Raw genomic sequence first — 16,114 nt, forward strand, 5'->3', positions numbered from 1 at the left:
GGCGGGCCGCTCCACCTTCACCGACGTCTACATCCTGCTCGCGGTGCTGTGGGGCGCGAGCGTGGGCTACGGCACCTTCATCAGCATCCTCAGCGGCGACTGGGTGGCGGCAACCATGTCCTGCCTGTCCGCCGCCGCGATGGTGGGCGGCATCTGCTTCCGCAATTTCGGCGCGCCGCGGCTGGTGGCGATCATGATCCTGCTGTCGCTCGGCCCGTGCTGCATCGCCGCGGTGCTTTCCGGCGAGGCCGTGATGCGCCTGACCCTCGTGCAGATCCCGTTCTACCTGGTCGCCATGAGCATCGCGGCCTTCCACCTGAACAAGCTGCTGGTCACCACCATGAAGGCGGAGCGGGAAAACGACCACCGCGCCCGCCACGACGCCCTCACCGGCCTGCCGAACCGCGCGGGGCTGGTCCACGCCTCCGCGCATCTGTACAAGGCGGACCAGATCGGCGAAGGCAAGACGGCGGTGCTGTACATGGACCTCGACGGCTTCAAGCCGGTCAACGACCAGCACGGCCACGAGGCCGGCGACCAGTTGCTGGTCACGATCGGCAAGCGGCTCGATGCGCTCAAGGGCCCGGACGACATGGTGTTCCGCATCGGCGGCGACGAATTCGTGGTCATCGTGCGCGCCGGCGACCAGGCCGAGATCGCCAGCTTCGCCGACCGGCTGGTCAGCGAAGTGCCGGTGCCGTTCACGCTGGAGCCCGACGTCAGCGTGGAGATCGGCGCGAGCGTCGGGGTCGCGCTGATACCGGAGCACGGCGCTGACGTGATGGCCGCGCTGACCGCGGCGGACAAGGCCCTGACGCTGGCCAAGCTCGGCGGCAAGGCGCAGTGGACGCTGGCGACCTAGCGTCATGGCGTCACGGCGCCTTCCCGGAAACCTGCCGCGCCGCCGCTCCCCGCCGCCACCCCCGCACCTCCACCCACTGCCAGGACAGCAGCGCCGGCACGCCGAACAGCACTTCCCGCGCGCGCCTGACCAGCGCCAGCGACAGCGCGACCTGCGCATCGACCCCGAGCAGGTTGCCCAGCAGCACCATCACCGCCTCCTGCACGCCCAGGCCCGCCGGCACGAAGAAGGCCACCTGGCGCGCCGCCTGGGTCAGCGATTCGATGGCGACGGCCTGCCAGAACGGCAGCGGATGGCCGAGCAGCCATAACGCGCACCAGGTTTCCAGCGCGCCGGCGGCGAAGCCGGCAAGCTGCCAGGCCAGCGCCGCCGCCAGTCTGCCGTGGCGCCGGTTGAGGGCGCGGATGGCGGCGTCGAGGCGGGCGCCGTCGAGCATGGCCACGAGGCGGTGATCGGCGCCGAGCAGGCGCCCGGCCGCGCTCTCCAGCCGCGCGAAGATGCCGCCGTAGCGCAGCGAGAGCGCGAACAGCACCGGCACCGGGAGCGACAGCGCCAGCCCGAGCGCCACCACCCAGGCCTGGGCGCCGTCGTGCAGGGCGGCCACCAGCAGCAGCGCGCCGAGGACGCAGAACAGGTACTGGGCGAACAGCGTGACCATGACTTCGACCACGATGCTGGCGGTCACGGCGGTGGTGTCGCGGATGCGCAGGCGGGCCAGGCGGATGCCCGCCAGCTCGCCGCCCACGCTGGCGACCGGCAGCAGGCGGCTGACGGCTTCGCGCACGGCGGCGACCCACCACAGGAAGCCCAGCCCGGCCCGCCCGTCCGGGTCCGCCGCGGCCAGCAGTACGCGCCAGCCCCGCGCGTCCAGCAGCAGCGGCAGCGCGTGCAGCGGCACCAGCAGCAGCAGCGGCCAGCCGGCCCGGGCGACGATGCCGGCCACGTCGCCGGCGCCCTCGTGGATCACCAGGGCGATCAGCGCCAGCAGGCCGAGCAGCCCCGCGAGACAGGCCAGGCGCTTCATGCGGCGGTCATGCCGGCTCCCGGCGCGCCGCCGGGCGGCGGATCGGGGAGATCGAGGGGATCGGGGGGATCGGGGAAGAGGTCGCTGAAACCGCCGCGGCGCGGCACCGCGTGGTCCAGCGCGGCGCGCACGCGCGGCGACAGCAGCGCGGCCAGCTCGTCGGCATGGCGATAGCCGTGCATGGCGGGCGCGATCTCGGCGCCGGACACCACGCCCGGATGGAAGTAGATCTCGCCCACGCCGGCCGGCAGGCGGGCCAATGCGCGCAGCAGCGCGCGCTCGTCCATCGCGCCGCTGTCGGCGATGCCGATCACGTAGTCGTTGTGGGCCACGCCGGCCGCGTCCAGCCGGCGCCGCGCCAGCGCCAGCCAGGGCCGCAGCAGCCGCGGCGCGCGCGCCTCGCCCGGCAGGCGCACGGCGCGCAGGCCGAACTCGCGGCCGATCCGCAGCACCAGCCCCAGCACGGTGGGATGCAGGTGGAAATGCTTGTGGGCATTGACGTGGTCCAGCGCCAGCCCGGTCGCCGCGAACGCGGCGAACTGCGCGCGGATCTCGGCGGCCAGCTGGCGCCGCACGTGAGGCAGGAAGAAAAAGCGCGCGCCGTCGCGCGCCATCGCCGAGCCGAAGCGGCCCTGCGCGTCCACCAGCGCCGGGATGCGGGCCGGCGGCAGCACCGCGGGCCCGTCGGCCAGCACCAGGTGCAGGCCCACCCGCAGGCCGGGCAGGCGCCGCGCGCGCGCCACCGCGTCGGCCGCGGCGCCGGCCCCCACCATCAGGCTGGCGGCGTTGAGCACGCCGTCGCGGCAGGCGCGTTCCACCGCCTCGTTGACCGCCGGGTGCAGGCCGAAGTCGTCGGCGGTGAGGATCAGGGCGCGCCGCGCTGCGGCTGCGGTTTCCACGGTTGCCTTGCCCACGGCCGTCGTCACGCCTCGTGCGAGCGCAGGAAGCGGAAGAACTCCACGCCTTCGCGCAGCCGCCGCTTCATCATTTCGCGGCTGCCGAGCATCTCGCGCACGATCTCCCAGATCTTGGCCGGGCGGAAGTAGAAGCGCTTGTAGAAGGTTTCCACGCCGTGGTAGATCTCCTCGCGCGACAGGTGCGGGTAGCTGATCGCGGCCAGCTGGATGCCCTGGTCGTTGACCAGGTTGATGACCTTGTTCTCGGCCAGCCAGCCGTTGTCCACCGCCTGGCGGTACAGCGCGGTGCCCGGATACGGCGCCGCCAGCGACACCTGGATGGTGTGGGGGTTGATGTCCTTGGCGTAGGCGATGGTCTTCTCGATGGTCTCGCGCGTCTCGCCCGGCAGGCCCAGGATGAAGGTGCCGTGGATGGTGATGCCGAGCTTGCGGCAATCCTCGGTGAAGCGGCGCGCGATGTCCGTGCGCAGGCCCTTCTTGATGTTCAGCAGGATCTGGTCGTCGCCGGACTCGTAGCCCACCAGCAGCAGGCGCAGGCCGTTTTCCTTCATGATCTTGAGCGTGCTGTAGGGCACGTTGGCCTTGGCGTTGCACGACCACGTCACGCCGAGCTCGCCCAGCCCGCGGGCGATCTCCTCCACGCGCGGCTTGAAGTCGGTGAAGGTGTCGTCGTCGAACATGATCTCCCTGACCTCGGGCATGTTCTCCTTGATCCATTTCACCTCGGCGATCACGCTCTGCGCCGAGCGCGTGCGGTAGCGGTGCCCGCCCACGGTCTGCGGCCACAGGCAGAAGGTGCATTTCGAGCGGCAGCCCCGGCCGGTGTAGATCGACACGTAGGGGTGCTTCAGGTAGCCGATGAAGTAGTTCTCGACCTTGAGGTCCCGCTTGTAAATGGGGGCCACGAACGGCAGCTCGTCCATGTTCTCGATCATCGGGCGCGGGCCGTTGTGCCCGAACGAGCCGTCGGGCAGCCGGTAGCTCAGGCCGGCGATGTCCTCGAGCGGCAGGCCCGCGGCCACGTCGCGGCAGGTGTAGTCGAATTCCTCGCGGCACACGAAGTCGATGGCCGCGCTGGCGCCCAGCGTGCCGCCGGGATCGACCGCCGGCTTGGCGCCGACCATGCCGATCATCACGTCGGGCTTGCGTTGCTTCAGCGCCTCGGCGAACTTCGCGTCGGTCGGGAAGGACGGCGTGCTGGTGTGGATGATGACGAGCTCGTAGCCGGCGGCGATCTCCAGCACCTGCGCCACGCCGAGGCCGTCGGCCGGCGCGTCCAGCACGCGGCTGCCGGGCACCAGCGCGGCGGGCTGGGCCAGCCAGGTGGGATACCAGAACGACTTGATCTCGCGCTTGGCCTGGTAGCGCGAGCCCGCGCCGCCGTCGAAGCCGTCGAAAGAGGGAGCCTGCAGGAAGAGGGTTCTCATAGCGGTCTCTGATGGGTCATCCGGTTCATTTGCCATCGACGGACAGGACGGACGACGAAGCGCCATGCTCGCCATTGTCCGTGCCCGCGGGCCGTGGGGAAAGGGGGTACGCGCCTGGCGCGGCGCCGCCGCCGGCCGGCGCGGCGGGCGCGTGCCGGTCGCGGATCGACAGCATCTGCCCGCGCCAGCGCACCTGGTCGCCGAACAGCGCGGCGACCCACTCGGCCAGCAGCAGCACGTCGCGCAGCGGCGCCCGCAGGGCCGCGCCGAGACTGCCCGCCAGCAGGCTGCGCGCGCCTATCCCGGCCAGCGCGACGGCCAGCACCGGCGGCTGCGGCGCCAGCCATGCCGCCAGCGCCAGCATCGGCCAGGTAAACGTGATGAAAATGAAGGCGAAGCCGGACGGGTTGATCGAGCGGATGGTGCGCAGCCAGCGCAACTCGTGGCTCCACAGCGCCGCCAGATGCGTCTCCGTCACGTCGGTGCTGACTTCCACTTCCGACAGCACCGTGCGCAGCCCCCGCTGGCGGGTCAGCTCGCCAAGCCAGAAATCGTCGGCGAGGCGGTCGGACAGCGCGGCGAAGCCGCCGACGGCGTCGAGCACCTCGCGCCGCAGCGCAATCGTGGCGCCGAAGGAAAAGCGCCGCGAGCCGCAGGCGTGGGCCACGCGCGCGGAGGGCGCGAACCAGTCGTCGATGAACTGCGCGCCGAGGGCCGGCCACAGCCCGCCCACCGGGCGGCCGCGGTACAGGCAGGTCACCACGCCCACGGCGGGATCGGCCAGCGGCGCGGTGACGCGCGCGAGGTAGTCCGGGTCCGCCGCGATGTCGCTGTCGGCCACCACCAGCCAGGGGTGGCGCGCCCGCGGCAGCAGGTTGATCAGGTTGCTGACCTTCAGGTTGCTGCCGTGCACGAGCGGGCACACCACGAGGGCGATGTCGCACGCCGGGAACTCCGCCCGCAGGCGCTCGACCACGGCGATGGCGGGGTCGCTGGCGGCGCGCACGCCGAATACCAGCTGGAACGCCGGATGCCGCTGCCGGCACAGGCCGGCGAGGTTGTCATAGAGATTGGGATCGGCGCCGCACAGTGGCTTGAGCACGCTGACCGGCTTCGGGCCGGCATCTGCCGGCGCCGCGCAAGACCTGTGCCGCGCCGGAGCCCGCCAGGTGGCGGCGGCGGCGGCGCCCGCATAGGCGGTGGCCAGGCACGCCAGCGCGGTGCCGGCCGGTGCCAAATGGGAAAAAACCTGCATGGAAGACTCCCGATCCAGGCATCGCCCGCTGCCTCGGCGGGCGCGGTGCGGTGAAGGCGCTGCGCTGTGGGTGCGCGCGCTTGGCCGCCAGTGTAGGAATGGTTTCCTTAAGGAAAAATTAAACCGATGAAATTCGATGGCCGATGCGGGCAATCGCGCTGTGGAGCGGATGCGAACCGGCCCGCCGCGGCAAGCGGCCCGCGGAAACCGGCGTGGCGCTTGCCGCACAACAGCCGCTCCGACACCGGCTGCGCGCCAGCCAGCCCCGGCCCCGGCGCCGCCGGCTGGCCGCAACGTGCCGCATCAGCCATTGCGAAGCGCGCCAACAGATGGCAAACTCGCAACTCTGTTGCAATAACCGGTTTGTTTTCCGGAAAACCGGCCGCCCGCCCTCCCTGCAGTCATCCGTGTTTCGACGCTCGCTCGCCCTCCTGCTGGTCGTGGCCCTGCTCTTCGGGCAGGCGGGCAACTACGTCCATGCGCTGTCCCACCTGCACGCGCAACTGCAAAGCAGCGCGTGCGTGGCGGCGGACGATGCCGGGCAGTGCGAGCCCGACCAGGATGTCTGCCTGCAGTGCCTGGCCTTCGCGGCGCTGGCGGTGGCGATGCCGGCGCTGGCGTCGTGGCTGCTCATCGCCTGCTCGCGCCGCTGGCACTATCCCCTGCCCGCCGAGCGCCACCTCGCGCCCGTATTCTCGCCGCGGCCCCGCAGCCGCGGCCCGCCTCTGACCCGCTTGTCGTTCACGTAGTGCATTGGCGCGGGCAAGGAGTCCCCGCGCGACACTCCCATATCGTCAGAGGCATTGCCATGTCAGTTTTCCAGCTTCGAGCCATTGCGGCCGGCGCCGCGTCGGCGCTCGCCGTCTCGGCGCACGCACAGTCGGCGCCAGCCGACGTCCCTTCCACGCCGCCCGCCGCGCGGCAAGCCCAGGCGCAGGCCGCCACCCCGGCCACCCCCGCCACCCCGGCCGCCAGCGACAAGTCGCTCAACGCGGTCGTCGTCACCAGCAAGCGCCTGGACGAGGCGCGCAACGCCCTGTCGCCGGAGACCGGCAGCTCGGTCTACCGCTTCGACAGCGAGGACATCGACGCGCTGCCCCAGGGCGACAACACGCCGCTGAACCAGGTCCTGCTGCAGGCGCCCGGCGTGGTGCAGGATTCCTTCGGCCAGCTGCACGTGCGCGGCGACCACGCCAACCTGCAGTACCGCATCAACGGCGTCACCATCCCCGAGCCGATCAGCGGCTTCGGCCAGATGCTGGACACGCGCTTCGCCGACGAGATCAAGCTGGTGACTGGCGCGCTGCCGGCGCAATACGGCTTCCGCACGGCCGGCATCGTGGACATCCGCACCAAGGGCGCGGCCACCGACGACGAGGGCCAGCCGCGTGCCTTCGGCGGCGAGATCGGCACCGTGATCGGCAGCCACGCCGACCATGAGGCCAACGGCTACATCCAGGGCGCGAAAGGCCCGTGGAGCTACTTCCTGAGCGGCTCGTTCAGCGAGAACAACCTCGGCATCGAGAACCCGACCGGCGGCAGCAACGCGATCCACGACCACACCGACCAGGGCAAGGCCTTCGGCATGCTGTCGTACCTGGTCAACCCGGACAGCCGCATTAGCTTCATGTTCGGCAGCGCCGACAACCGCTTCCAGATCCCGAACCGGCCCGGCCTGTCGCCCTCGTTCTCCATCGACGGCGTGGTCCCGCCGGCCTCGGACGCGCTCAACGCCAACCAGCGCGAGAAGACCGACTTCCAGATCCTCTCGTTCCAGAACAAGGTCTCGTCCGCGCTCGACTACCAGGTCTCGCTGTTCCACCGCACCAGCCGGGTGGACTACAACCCGGACCCGATCGGCGACCTGGCCTACAACGGCGTGGCCGCCGACATCACCCGCAGGAACGAGGCCTACGGCGTGCAGGCCGACGGCAGCTACATCCTCAACCCGGCGCACACGCTGCGCGCGGGGCTGTTCCTGCAGCGCGAGCGGTTCGGCGTGGACAACAGCTCCACCGTGCTGCCGGCCGACGCGGACGGCAACCAGACCAGCGGCGTGCCGCTGTCCATCGTCGACAACTCCAGCAACACGGGCACCACGCTGGGCTTCTACCTGCAGGACGAATGGAAGGCCACCGACAAGCTCACGATCAACTACGGCGCGCGCTACGACCACGTCAACACGGTGGTCAGCGAGCAGCAGCTCAGCCCGCGCCTGGGCCTGACCTACGAGCTCACCAACGCGACCCGGCTGCACGCCGGCTACGCGCGCTATTTCACGCCGCCGGCGACCGAGAAGATCGACACCACCTCGGTGGACAGGTTCACGGGCACCACCAACGCGCTGCCGTCGGACGCCAACACGGCGGTGCGCTCGGAGCGCTCGGACTACTTCGACCTGGGCATCTCGCACCAGGCCACGCGCAACCTGACGCTGGGCCTGGACGCCTACTACCGCAAGGTGCGCCACCTGCAGGACGAAGGCCAGTTCGGCAACGCGCTGATCTTCTCCTCGTTCAACTATGACGAAGGCAAGATCTACGGGCTGGAAGGCACCGCCAATTACCGGCAGGGGAATTTCGGCGCCTACGCCAACGTGAGCCTGTCGCACGCGGTGGCCAAGGGCATCGAGACCGGCCAGTTCAACTTCGAGGCCGACGAGCTGGCCTTCATCGCCAGCAACTGGGTGCACCTGGACCACGACCAGACCGTGGCCGGCTCGTTCGGCACCTCCTACCTGTGGCGCGGCACGCTGCTCACCGCCGATGCGCTGTTCGGCAGCGGCCTGCGCAACGGCTTCGCCAATACCGGCCACCTGCCGCCGTACCTGCAGGTCAACGTCGGCGCGGCGCATACGTTCGATACGCCGGTCGCCGGCAAATTCAAGGTGCGCCTGACGGTGATCAACCTGTTCAACCACTCGTACGAGCTGCGCGACGGCACCGGCATCGGCGTGGGCGCGCCGCAGTACGCGCCGAGGCGCGCGTTCTACGTGGCGGTGTCCAAACCGTTCTAGCGGGGTGTGGAGGTTGTCTCCCTTCTCCCGCGCGCGGGAGAAGGGAGACAACCAGCGGCCAATCGATTTCGTCGGCAGCCCGGACAGGGCCGCCGCTCAGGCCGCGTCCGGCGGCGGCTCGGTCCCGCCCGGCGCGGCGTCCGCGGTCGGCCGCCACAGCAGCCGGCGCAGGATGCGCGCGCCCAGCAGGCCGAGCGGCACGGCGATGGCCCACAGGCCAAGCGGGGTTTCCAGCGCGTTGCCGTCCGGCGCCACCGCCGCATAGATCGTCGCGCCCGTGTTGAGCCCCATGTGCAGCACGATGCCGGGCCACAGCGAGCGCGTGCGGCAATAGAGCGCCGCGACGAACAGCCCCACCGCGAACGCGATCACGAACTGGTAGACGTTCAGGTGGGCCACGCCGAACACGAAGGCCGAGTAGACGGTCGCGTCGGCCTGGCCGTAGCGCTTGAGCATGCCGCGCAGCAGGATGCCGCGGAAGAACATCTCCTCGATGAACGGCGCGATGATGCAGACCAGCGCCCACGCGCCGATGCTGCCGTTCGCCATCTCGGACATCATCTGCGCCTCGCCGCGCGACATGGGCAACAGCGCGTTCACCGCCATCATGGCGAGGCTGTCGAGCAGCAGGATCAGCGGCACCATCAGCAGCAGCGGCGGCCCCAACACGCCCAGCGTCGCGCCCACGCTGGCCGGCCCTTCATGGAACAGGCGGCGGTAGGTCAGCCCGTTGACATGGAGCATGGCGCTGAACACCAGCCCGTAGCACACCACGCGCACCAGGCTGGCCGCGGCCATCGGCTGCATGCCGTGGCGCAGCAGGAACGGGCGCAGCAGCATGCTCACCATGACCTCCGCGAACCAGGCCACGAAGGTGAGCGCCAGCGCGCCCTGGAAGGTGATGGGTTGGGTCTTGTCCGGCCGGATCGGGTGCATGGCTCAGGGCGGTCTTGAAGGGAATCCTCGAAGGCAATCCACGAAAGGCGTCTCGCGGCGCGGTCATGCGGGGCGCCCTGCATGCGGCGTGGCGAGGTGGAGAAGTATCGCCGAATCCGCCGCGCGCCGGGGCGCCGCGTGGTGGGGGGCGCCTGTATCGACAAGCGCGCCGGCGCACGCGCGGGCCGTGCCGCGTTACGTAACACGTAACGGGAACGGCCGACACATGGGCCGCATGAAACGCCCTGCCACGACATCGCCGCCTGCCCGCAAAGCCAGGCCGCGCGCGGGTTTCCGGCAGACCGCGAGACGCGCGCGGCGGGCCCGGAAGACGCCGCCGGCGTCGGGCACAGCTATTGCGTGAACGCCTGGTCGAGAACGATAACCGGAGAGAGGTCGACCGTGCGTAATCAGCAATATCTGCTTGGTGTATTGGGTGCCCTGGTGCTGCTTGGCGGCTGCGCCAACGGGCACGACGGCAAGATGGGCGCCACCGGGCCCACGGGCGACCCGGGCGCGACCGGCGCCGCGGGCGCGGCCGGCACCCCTGGTCCGACCGGCGCCGCCGGCGCCAAGGGAGACAACGGCGCGACCGGCGCCACCGGACCGGCTGGCGGTGCGACCGGCGCCACGGGGGCGACCGGCCCGGCCGGGGCGACGGGGGCAACGGGGGCGACTGGCGCCAGCGGCGCGGACGGCGCCACAGGGCCCACCGGCGCGACTGGCGCGACTGGCGCCACGGGGGTGACAGGCGCGACCGGCGCGACCGGCGTGACGGGTGCAACGGGTGTAACGGGCGCGACCGGGGCGACCGGCCCCGCCGGCGCGACGGGTGCGACGGGTGCGACGGGTGCGACCGGCCCCACCGGGCCCACGGGCGCCACCGGCGCCGCCGGGGCATCGCTGCTCAATCAGGTCGGCAGTGCGGTCAGCAGCGTCGGCAATACCGTCGGCAGCCTGGGCACCGGCCCGCTGGCGGCGGTGACGGCGCCGGTGGGCTCCGTGGTCAGCCAGACCGGCGCGCTGGTCGGCAGCCTGTCGCCGCAGACGCTGGCCGATCCGGTCAACCAGGTCGTCGGCGGCGTGAGCAAGGCGATCGTCCCGCTGACCTCCACGCTGGTCAGCACCACGCAGACGCTGGGCGCGGCCACGGGGCTGGGTCCGGTGGCCAACAACCTGCTCGGCACCGTCGGCGGCGGCGTGGCCTCGCTCGGCACGGCGCTGACCAATACCAACGCGCCCATCGTGACCAACGTGGGCGGCATCGTGAATACCGCCGGCACCGCGGTGGCGTCGCTGGGCGGCCTGCTCAACCCGCCGTCCGGCACGCCGGGCGGCAGCCCGCTCGACCCGATCACCAGCCTGCTGGGCAACCTGACCGGCGGCCTCCAGGGCAGCCTGCCGCCGCTGCCGGGCAGCGGCGGCACCGGCGGCGCGGCGGGCCTGCTGGCGCCGGTCACGACCCTGCTCAACAACACGGTCGGCGGCCTGACCGGCGCCGTGGGCGGTGGCGGGAGCGGCGGCGGTCCGCTGGCGGGCGTGCTGACGCCCGTCACCAGCGTGGTGTCCGGCGTGACCGGCGCCGTGGGCGGCGCGGCGGGCGGCAACAACCCGCTGTCCGGCGTGCTGGCCCCCGTCACCAGCCTGGTCTCCGGCCTGACCGGCGCGGCGGGCGGCGCCGCGGGTGGCACCGCGGGCAGCAATAACGCCCCGGCCGGCGGCCTGCTCGGCGGACTGGTCAACAACAAGCGATAAGCAGAAGACGGCAAGAGACCACAGGGAGCCGCCCGTAACACTTGTGGTCTCCCCTCTTCCGCGCGCGGGAGAGGGATCGGGGAAAAGGGCAGGCGCCACCGCGAAGCCGGCGCCGCCCTCCTCGACAAGCGCCAACGCTGTCTCTTCCGCGGCACCAGCCTGCCGCCCCCCGGCGCCGCGTTCGCGGCGCCGTTCTTTCTCCTCCCGCCGCGCAAACCCGCATGCCGGCGCCGGCCGCAAGCCCGCCGACCCGGTTTCCGATCTTGCAGTAGGATGGCGCATCGCGAAACGGGCGCCGGCTCCGCGGCCGCCGCTCGCCGCGCCCAGCCAACCAGGAGACCCCGCATGCCAGCCGACATCCCACGCACCGCCCTCCAGCTCCGCTCGCTGATCAAGGCCAGCGGCGAACTCGAACTGTCCCTCGCCAGCGTCGACGTGCCCGCGCCGGGTCCCGACGAAGTACTGGTCCGCATCGAGGCCTCGCCGCTCAATCCGTCGGACCTCGGCCTGCTGTTCGGCGCGGCCGACATGAGCACGGCGAAGGCCGGCGGCACGCAGGAGCGGCCAGTGGTGAGCGCGCGCGTGCCCGAAGGCGCGATGAAGAGCATGGCCGGCCGGCTCGACGACGCCATGCCGGTCGGCAACGAAGGCGCGGGCGTGGTGGTGGCGGCCGGCGCGTCGGCCGCGGCGCAGGCGCTGCTCGGCAAGACGGTGGCGGTGCTGGGCGGCGCGATGTACGCGCAGTACCGCTGCGTGCCGGTGGCGCAGAGCCTGGCGCTGCCGCCGGACGCCACGCCCGCGGACGGCGCCTCGTCGTTCATCAATCCGCTGACCGCGCTCGGCATGACCGAGACCATGCGGCGCGAGGGACACAAGGCGCTGGTGCATACCGCCGCCGCGTCCAACCTGGGCCAGATGCTCAACAAGATCTGCCAGAAGGACGGCATCGGCCTGGTGAACATCGTGCGCCGGCAGGAACAGGCGGACCTGCTCAGGTCGCTCGGCGCGGCCCATGTGTGCGACATGTCGTCGCCGACCTTCACGCAGGACCTGACCGAGGCGATCGCCGCCACCGGCGCGACCATCGCCTTCGACGCCACCGGCGGCGGCAAGCTGGCCGGGCAGATCCTGGGCGCGATGGAAGCGGCCTTGAGCAGGAACGCGCGCGCCTACAGCCGCTATGGCTCGTCGACGCACAAGCAGGTCTACCTCTACGGCAGCCTGGACCCCAGCCCGACCGAGTTCGTCCGCAATTTCGGCATGGCGTGGAGCATGGGCGGCTGGCTGGTGTTCCCGTTCCTGCAGAAGATCGGCCCGGAAGCGGCGAACGCGCTCAAGGCGCGCGTGGTGGCGGAACTGAAGACGACCTTCGCCAGCCACTACGCGCGCGAAATCTCGCTGGCCGAGGTGCTCGACCTGAAGCAGATCGCGGTCTACAACAAGCGCGCCACCGGGGAGAAATTCCTGGTCAATCCGAACAAGGGGCTGGCGTAGGCCGGCGGCCAGAGGCTGCCGACCGGCGGTTTGCTCCCCTCTGCCGCGAAGTGGGAGAGGGGCCGGGGGAGAGGGCGGGGGCTGGCGAATGCAGCCGGACTGGACATCACCATTGGCTTCGTTTGTGGCCTCTGTGCTGGACCACACCGCTGGCCCCGCTTGATGTGGCTCCTAGTCAAACCGCCCCTCTCCCCGTGAGGGGAGAGGGAGAACACCTTGCTTGGGCTAGCGCTGACGGCGTGGGCGTATCTGACGGCTTCGTTCATTGCCCTGCGCGCCGAACCGCTCACTCGGTGAAGTCGGTGCTCACGGTGAGGTGTTCCCACTTGTCGATTTCCGCGTTCAGCTCCTTGAGCTTCTCGCGCACGAAGCCGAGCGCGTCGGTGCCCAGCAGCAGGTGCACCGGCGGGTCTTCGGCGGCCACCACCCGCAGGATGGCCTGCGCGGCCTTGGCGGGGTCGCCGGGCTGCTTGCCCGAGCGGGCCGCGCGCGCGGCGCGCTGCGGCGCGAGCATGGTGGCGTAGTCCTCGATCTCCGACGCGGTGCGCTGCATCGAGCGGCCGGCCCAGTCGGTGCGGAACGCGCCCGGCTCGATGGCCGTGACCTTGATGCCGAATCCGTTCACTTCCTTGGCCAGCGCTTCGTTGATGCCTTCGAGCGCGAACTTGCTGGCGTTGTAGATGCCGACGCCGGGGAAGGTCATCAGCCCGCCCATCGAGGTCACGTTCAGGACATGGCCGCGGCGGCGCTGGCGCATGTAGGGCAGCACCGCCTGCGCCACGCTCAGCGCGCCGAAGACGTTGACGTCGAACTGCGCGCGCACGTCGGCCGGCGGGGCTTCCTCGATGCTGCTTTCGTAGCCGTAGCCGGCGTTGTTGACCAGCACGTCGATGGGACCGGCCTCGCGCTCGACCTGCGCCACCACGCCGGGGATCGCCGCGTCGTCGCGCACGTCGAGGATGTAGCCGAAGGATTGGCCCTTGGCCAGCGCGGCGAACTCGGCGCGCTGCGCTTCGTTGCGCAGCGTGCCCGCGACCTTGTCGCCCTGCGCGATGACGGCTTGCGCCAGCGCACGTCCGAAACCGGTGCTCACGCCCGTAATGAACCAGGTTTTCATCACTTCTCCAGATGGTTTGCTTGAAATGCGGTTGCCTGCATGGAGCCGCCACCGCGGGCGGCTCCGGCACATCGGAGTATGGACGTTGCGAACCGTATCAAGAAGGAAGATAATCAAAAAGGACTTTGCAGGAAAATTGCACAATGAACCATGCTGATTTCCAGGCCTTGTCGGTTTTCGCCCGGGTGGCGCAGGAACAGAGCTTCAGCGCCGCCGCGCGCGCGCTGGGCATCCCGGTCACGTCGGTCAGCTACACGGTGCGCAAGATCGAGGAGCGCCTCGGCGCCCGCCTGCTCAACCGCACCACGCGCAGCGTCAGCCTGACCGAGGCCGGCGCCAAGTTTCTCACGCGCATCGCCCCGCTGCTGCAGGAACTGGAGCTGGCGATGCACGACGTGGCCGGCGCCTCCAGCCGCTCGATGGGCACCCTGCGCCTGAACGTGCCCCACTCCGCCATCCCGCGCGTGATCGAGCCGGTGCTGAAGGACTTCCTCACCGCCTACCCCGACATCAACGTCGACGTGATCGCGGACAACAGCCTGGTGGACATCGTCGGCCGCGGTTTCGACGCGGGCATCCGCTACGACAACGTGCTGGAGGAAGACATGGTGGTGGTGCCGCTGGTCACGCAGATGCGCTTCTGCGTGGTCGCCGCGCCGGCGTACCTGCAGTCCCGGCCGCGGCCGCGCCATCCGCGCGACCTGCTCGCGCACGAGTGCGTCAACTACCGCAGCGCCGACAACGGCGCGCTGTACCGCTGGGAGTTCGAGAAAGGCGACGAGAAGCTGCGCATGGCCGTGACCGGGCGCATCGCCACCAATGACAGCGGGCTGCTGCTGCAGTCCACGCTGGACGGCTTCGGCTTCGGCTACCTCCAGCACAGCATCGCCGAGCCGCACCTCCAGGCCGGGCGGCTGGTGAGCGTGCTGGACGGCTGGATCCCGCGCGCCGGGCTCTATCTCTATTACTACAACCGGACCGGCATGCCGAAGAAGCTGCGCGTCTTCATCGACTTCGCCAAGGCGGCGCTGGCCGGCAGCGTCGAGGGCTAGAGAGACTCACGGGACTCACGGGAAACTGCCGAACACGTCGTTGAGCTGCCGCGACGGCAGCGCCTTGCCCAGCCCGTCGAACGAACCCGCCTTGAGCTGCTCGGCGGCGGCCAGCATGCCGGCCCAGGCCGCGCGCGCGAGGCCGCCGCCCACGCTGATGCGCCGCACGCCGAGGCCGGCCAGCTCGGCCACGCTCATGCCGGGCCGCATCATCAGCACATTGAGCGGCCGGGGCGCGACGGCGCGCACCATCGCCTCGATGTCGGCCCTGGCCACCACGCCCGGCGCGTAGAGGCAGTCCGCGCCGGCTTCGGCGAAGGCGACCAGCCTGTCGATGGCAGGCGCCAGCGCGGCGGAATCGGCCAGCATGCCTTCGGTGCGGGCGACCAGCAGCACGTCCTCGCCCGAAGCGTCGATGGCCGCGCGCGCGGCGCGGATGCGCTCGATCGCGAGCGCCTTGTCGTACAGCGCGCCGCTGCGCGCATCGAGATCCTCGATGGACAGGCCGGCCACGCCGGTCTCGATGGCCAGGCGCACATTGCCCGCCACGCCTTCCGGCGCGTGCGCGAAGCCGGATTCGAAATCGGCGTTGACGGGCAGGTCCACGCCCGCGCACAGCGCGCCCAGGTGGCGCAGCACGTCGTCGCGGCCGACCGCGTTGTCGGCGCGGCCCAGCGACCACGCCAGGCCCGAACTGGTCGAGGCCAGCGCGGCAAAGCCCAGGTGCTGCAGCATGCGCGCGCTGCCCACGTCCCACGGATTGGGCAGCACGAAGCAGCCCTGCTGGTGCAGGGCGCGGAAGGCGGCGCGCTTCTCGGCGGCGGGACGGGTCATGGCGATCTCCTGTTCTTCGCGGTGCATGGGGGAATGCGCTCGGGCCGGCGTCATCCGCGGCGGGCGCCGAGCGCAGATCATACCGCCGCTGCCCGCGACGCGCGGGCCGCCCGCCCGTTCAGGCCGCGTCTCCGCCCGCCTGCCAGACCACCTACCAGACCGCCTCCTCCGGGCTCTCGAACGCGCGCACGATCTCGTCGATCATCGCCCGCACGCGCGCCGTGTGGCGCAGGTCCTGGTGCGTGACGAGCCAGACCTCGTAATGCTGGGCGCGCGTGCTGCCGGGCCACACGCGCACCAGCCCGTCGCGCTCGCCCAGGTGGACCGGCACTTCGCCGATGGCGATGCCGGCCTTGATGGCGTTGCGCAGCATCAGGCTCGAATACATGCCGGCCACGATGCGCCCGCCGTGGATCGGCTCCCCC

14 protein-coding genes are annotated in these 16,114 nt (G+C 71.1%); 6 read left to right on the forward strand and 8 right to left on the reverse strand.

Annotated elements, in window-relative coordinates:
- The coding region (locus tag K206_RS0101995; protein WP_020200732.1) for a GGDEF domain-containing protein at positions 1 to 862 on the forward strand (862 nt) is incomplete at its 5' end.
- A gap of 10 nt (positions 863 to 872) precedes the next feature.
- Here K206_RS0101995 and K206_RS0102000 read toward each other — a convergent pair.
- Genes K206_RS0102000 through hpnI form a run of 4 tightly spaced genes read right to left on the reverse strand, consistent with a single transcriptional unit; the run spans position 873 to position 5,485 of the window.
- Positions 873 to 1,886 carry a lysylphosphatidylglycerol synthase domain-containing protein gene (locus tag K206_RS0102000; RefSeq protein ID WP_020200733.1) on the reverse strand — a complete coding sequence of 338 codons (1,014 nt, stop codon included), beginning with the start codon at positions 1,884 to 1,886 and terminating at the stop codon, positions 873 to 875.
- Positions 1,883 to 2,755: a hopanoid biosynthesis-associated protein HpnK gene (hpnK, locus tag K206_RS37335; protein WP_369796857.1), complete on the reverse strand. Its 873-nt coding sequence runs from the start codon at positions 2,753 to 2,755 to the stop codon at positions 1,883 to 1,885. The genes K206_RS0102000 and hpnK overlap by 4 nt, the downstream gene beginning before the upstream one ends.
- 53 nt (positions 2,756 to 2,808) lie before the next feature.
- Positions 2,809 to 4,230 carry a hopanoid biosynthesis associated radical SAM protein HpnJ gene (gene hpnJ / locus K206_RS0102010; RefSeq protein WP_020200735.1) on the reverse strand — a complete coding sequence of 474 codons (1,422 nt, stop codon included), beginning with the start codon at positions 4,228 to 4,230 and terminating at the stop codon, positions 2,809 to 2,811.
- Positions 4,231 to 4,255: 25 nt separating this feature from the next.
- Positions 4,256 to 5,485, reverse strand: coding sequence for a bacteriohopanetetrol glucosamine biosynthesis glycosyltransferase HpnI (hpnI, locus tag K206_RS0102015; RefSeq protein ID WP_020423631.1), 1,230 nt, complete (start codon positions 5,483 to 5,485; stop codon positions 4,256 to 4,258).
- A gap of 407 nt (positions 5,486 to 5,892) precedes the next feature.
- Here hpnI and K206_RS37340 point away from each other — a divergent pair, with 407 nt between their 5' ends.
- Both K206_RS37340 and K206_RS0102025 read left to right on the forward strand, forming a co-directional pair.
- On the forward strand, positions 5,893 to 6,234 hold the full coding sequence (locus K206_RS37340) for a hypothetical protein (protein ID WP_020200737.1): 342 nt from the start codon (positions 5,893 to 5,895) through the stop codon (positions 6,232 to 6,234).
- A 59-nt stretch (positions 6,235 to 6,293) separates the two neighbouring features.
- Positions 6,294 to 8,501 carry a TonB-dependent receptor gene (locus tag K206_RS0102025; RefSeq protein ID WP_020200738.1) on the forward strand — a complete coding sequence of 736 codons (2,208 nt, stop codon included), beginning with the start codon at positions 6,294 to 6,296 and terminating at the stop codon, positions 8,499 to 8,501.
- Positions 8,502 to 8,597: 96 nt separating this feature from the next.
- Here K206_RS0102025 and K206_RS0102030 read toward each other — a convergent pair whose 3' ends face one another.
- A complete protein-coding gene (locus K206_RS0102030; protein ID WP_020200739.1) occupies positions 8,598 to 9,437 on the reverse strand; it encodes a CPBP family intramembrane glutamic endopeptidase in 840 nt (279 codons plus the stop codon).
- 402 nt (positions 9,438 to 9,839) lie between these two features.
- Here K206_RS0102030 and K206_RS37345 point away from each other — a divergent pair, with 402 nt between their 5' ends.
- Positions 9,840 to 11,192: a collagen-like triple helix repeat-containing protein gene (locus tag K206_RS37345; protein ID WP_043365110.1), complete on the forward strand. Its 1,353-nt coding sequence runs from the start codon at positions 9,840 to 9,842 to the stop codon at positions 11,190 to 11,192.
- A 345-nt stretch (positions 11,193 to 11,537) separates the two neighbouring features.
- Positions 11,538 to 12,686 carry a zinc-binding dehydrogenase gene (locus K206_RS0102045; RefSeq protein WP_020200741.1) on the forward strand — a complete coding sequence of 383 codons (1,149 nt, stop codon included), beginning with the start codon at positions 11,538 to 11,540 and terminating at the stop codon, positions 12,684 to 12,686.
- 286 nt (positions 12,687 to 12,972) lie between these two features.
- Here the strand turns inward: K206_RS0102045 and K206_RS0102050 are convergent, their stop codons facing one another.
- A complete protein-coding gene (locus tag K206_RS0102050) occupies positions 12,973 to 13,803 on the reverse strand; it encodes an oxidoreductase (RefSeq protein ID WP_020200742.1) in 831 nt (276 codons plus the stop codon).
- 143 nt (positions 13,804 to 13,946) lie between these two features.
- Here K206_RS0102050 and K206_RS0102055 point away from each other — a divergent pair, with 143 nt between their 5' ends.
- The gene (locus K206_RS0102055; protein WP_020200743.1) at positions 13,947 to 14,855 is read left to right on the forward strand and encodes a LysR family transcriptional regulator; all 909 of its coding nucleotides are present in this window, start codon (positions 13,947 to 13,949) and stop codon (positions 14,853 to 14,855) included.
- Positions 14,856 to 14,870: 15 nt separating this feature from the next.
- Here K206_RS0102055 and K206_RS0102060 read toward each other — a convergent pair whose 3' ends face one another.
- Positions 14,871 to 15,689 carry an oxaloacetate decarboxylase gene (locus tag K206_RS0102060; RefSeq protein ID WP_043365121.1) on the reverse strand — a complete coding sequence of 273 codons (819 nt, stop codon included), beginning with the start codon at positions 15,687 to 15,689 and terminating at the stop codon, positions 14,871 to 14,873.
- Positions 15,690 to 15,840: 151 nt separating this feature from the next.
- On the reverse strand, positions 15,841 to 16,114 hold a 274-nt coding region (locus tag K206_RS0102065; RefSeq protein ID WP_029043126.1), incomplete at its 5' end, for a LysR substrate-binding domain-containing protein.

This window comes from Cupriavidus sp. WS (assembly GCF_000395345.1).
Classification (GTDB): domain Bacteria; phylum Pseudomonadota; class Gammaproteobacteria; order Burkholderiales; family Burkholderiaceae; genus Cupriavidus; species Cupriavidus basilensis_B.

Bases quoted from the DNA above. Each gene is read 5' to 3' on its own strand.
- K206_RS0102000 (WP_020200733.1), bottom strand. From the start codon at position 1,886: ATGAAGCGCCTGGCCTGTCTCGCGGGGCTGCTCGGCCTGCTGGCGCTG.
- hpnJ (WP_020200735.1), bottom strand. From the start codon at position 4,230: ATGAGAACCCTCTTCCTGCAGGCTCCCTCTTTCGACGGCTTCGACGGC.
- hpnI (WP_020423631.1), bottom strand. From the start codon at position 5,485: ATGCAGGTTTTTTCCCATTTGGCACCGGCCGGCACCGCGCTGGCGTGC.
- K206_RS0102025 (WP_020200738.1), top strand. From the start codon at position 6,294: ATGTCAGTTTTCCAGCTTCGAGCCATTGCGGCCGGCGCCGCGTCGGCG.
- K206_RS0102030 (WP_020200739.1), bottom strand. From the start codon at position 9,437: ATGCACCCGATCCGGCCGGACAAGACCCAACCCATCACCTTCCAGGGC.
- K206_RS0102045 (WP_020200741.1), top strand. From the start codon at position 11,538: ATGCCAGCCGACATCCCACGCACCGCCCTCCAGCTCCGCTCGCTGATC.
- K206_RS0102050 (WP_020200742.1), bottom strand. From the start codon at position 13,803: ATGAAAACCTGGTTCATTACGGGCGTGAGCACCGGTTTCGGACGTGCG.
- K206_RS0102055 (WP_020200743.1), top strand. From the start codon at position 13,947: ATGAACCATGCTGATTTCCAGGCCTTGTCGGTTTTCGCCCGGGTGGCG.
- K206_RS0102060 (WP_043365121.1), bottom strand. From the start codon at position 15,689: ATGACCCGTCCCGCCGCCGAGAAGCGCGCCGCCTTCCGCGCCCTGCAC.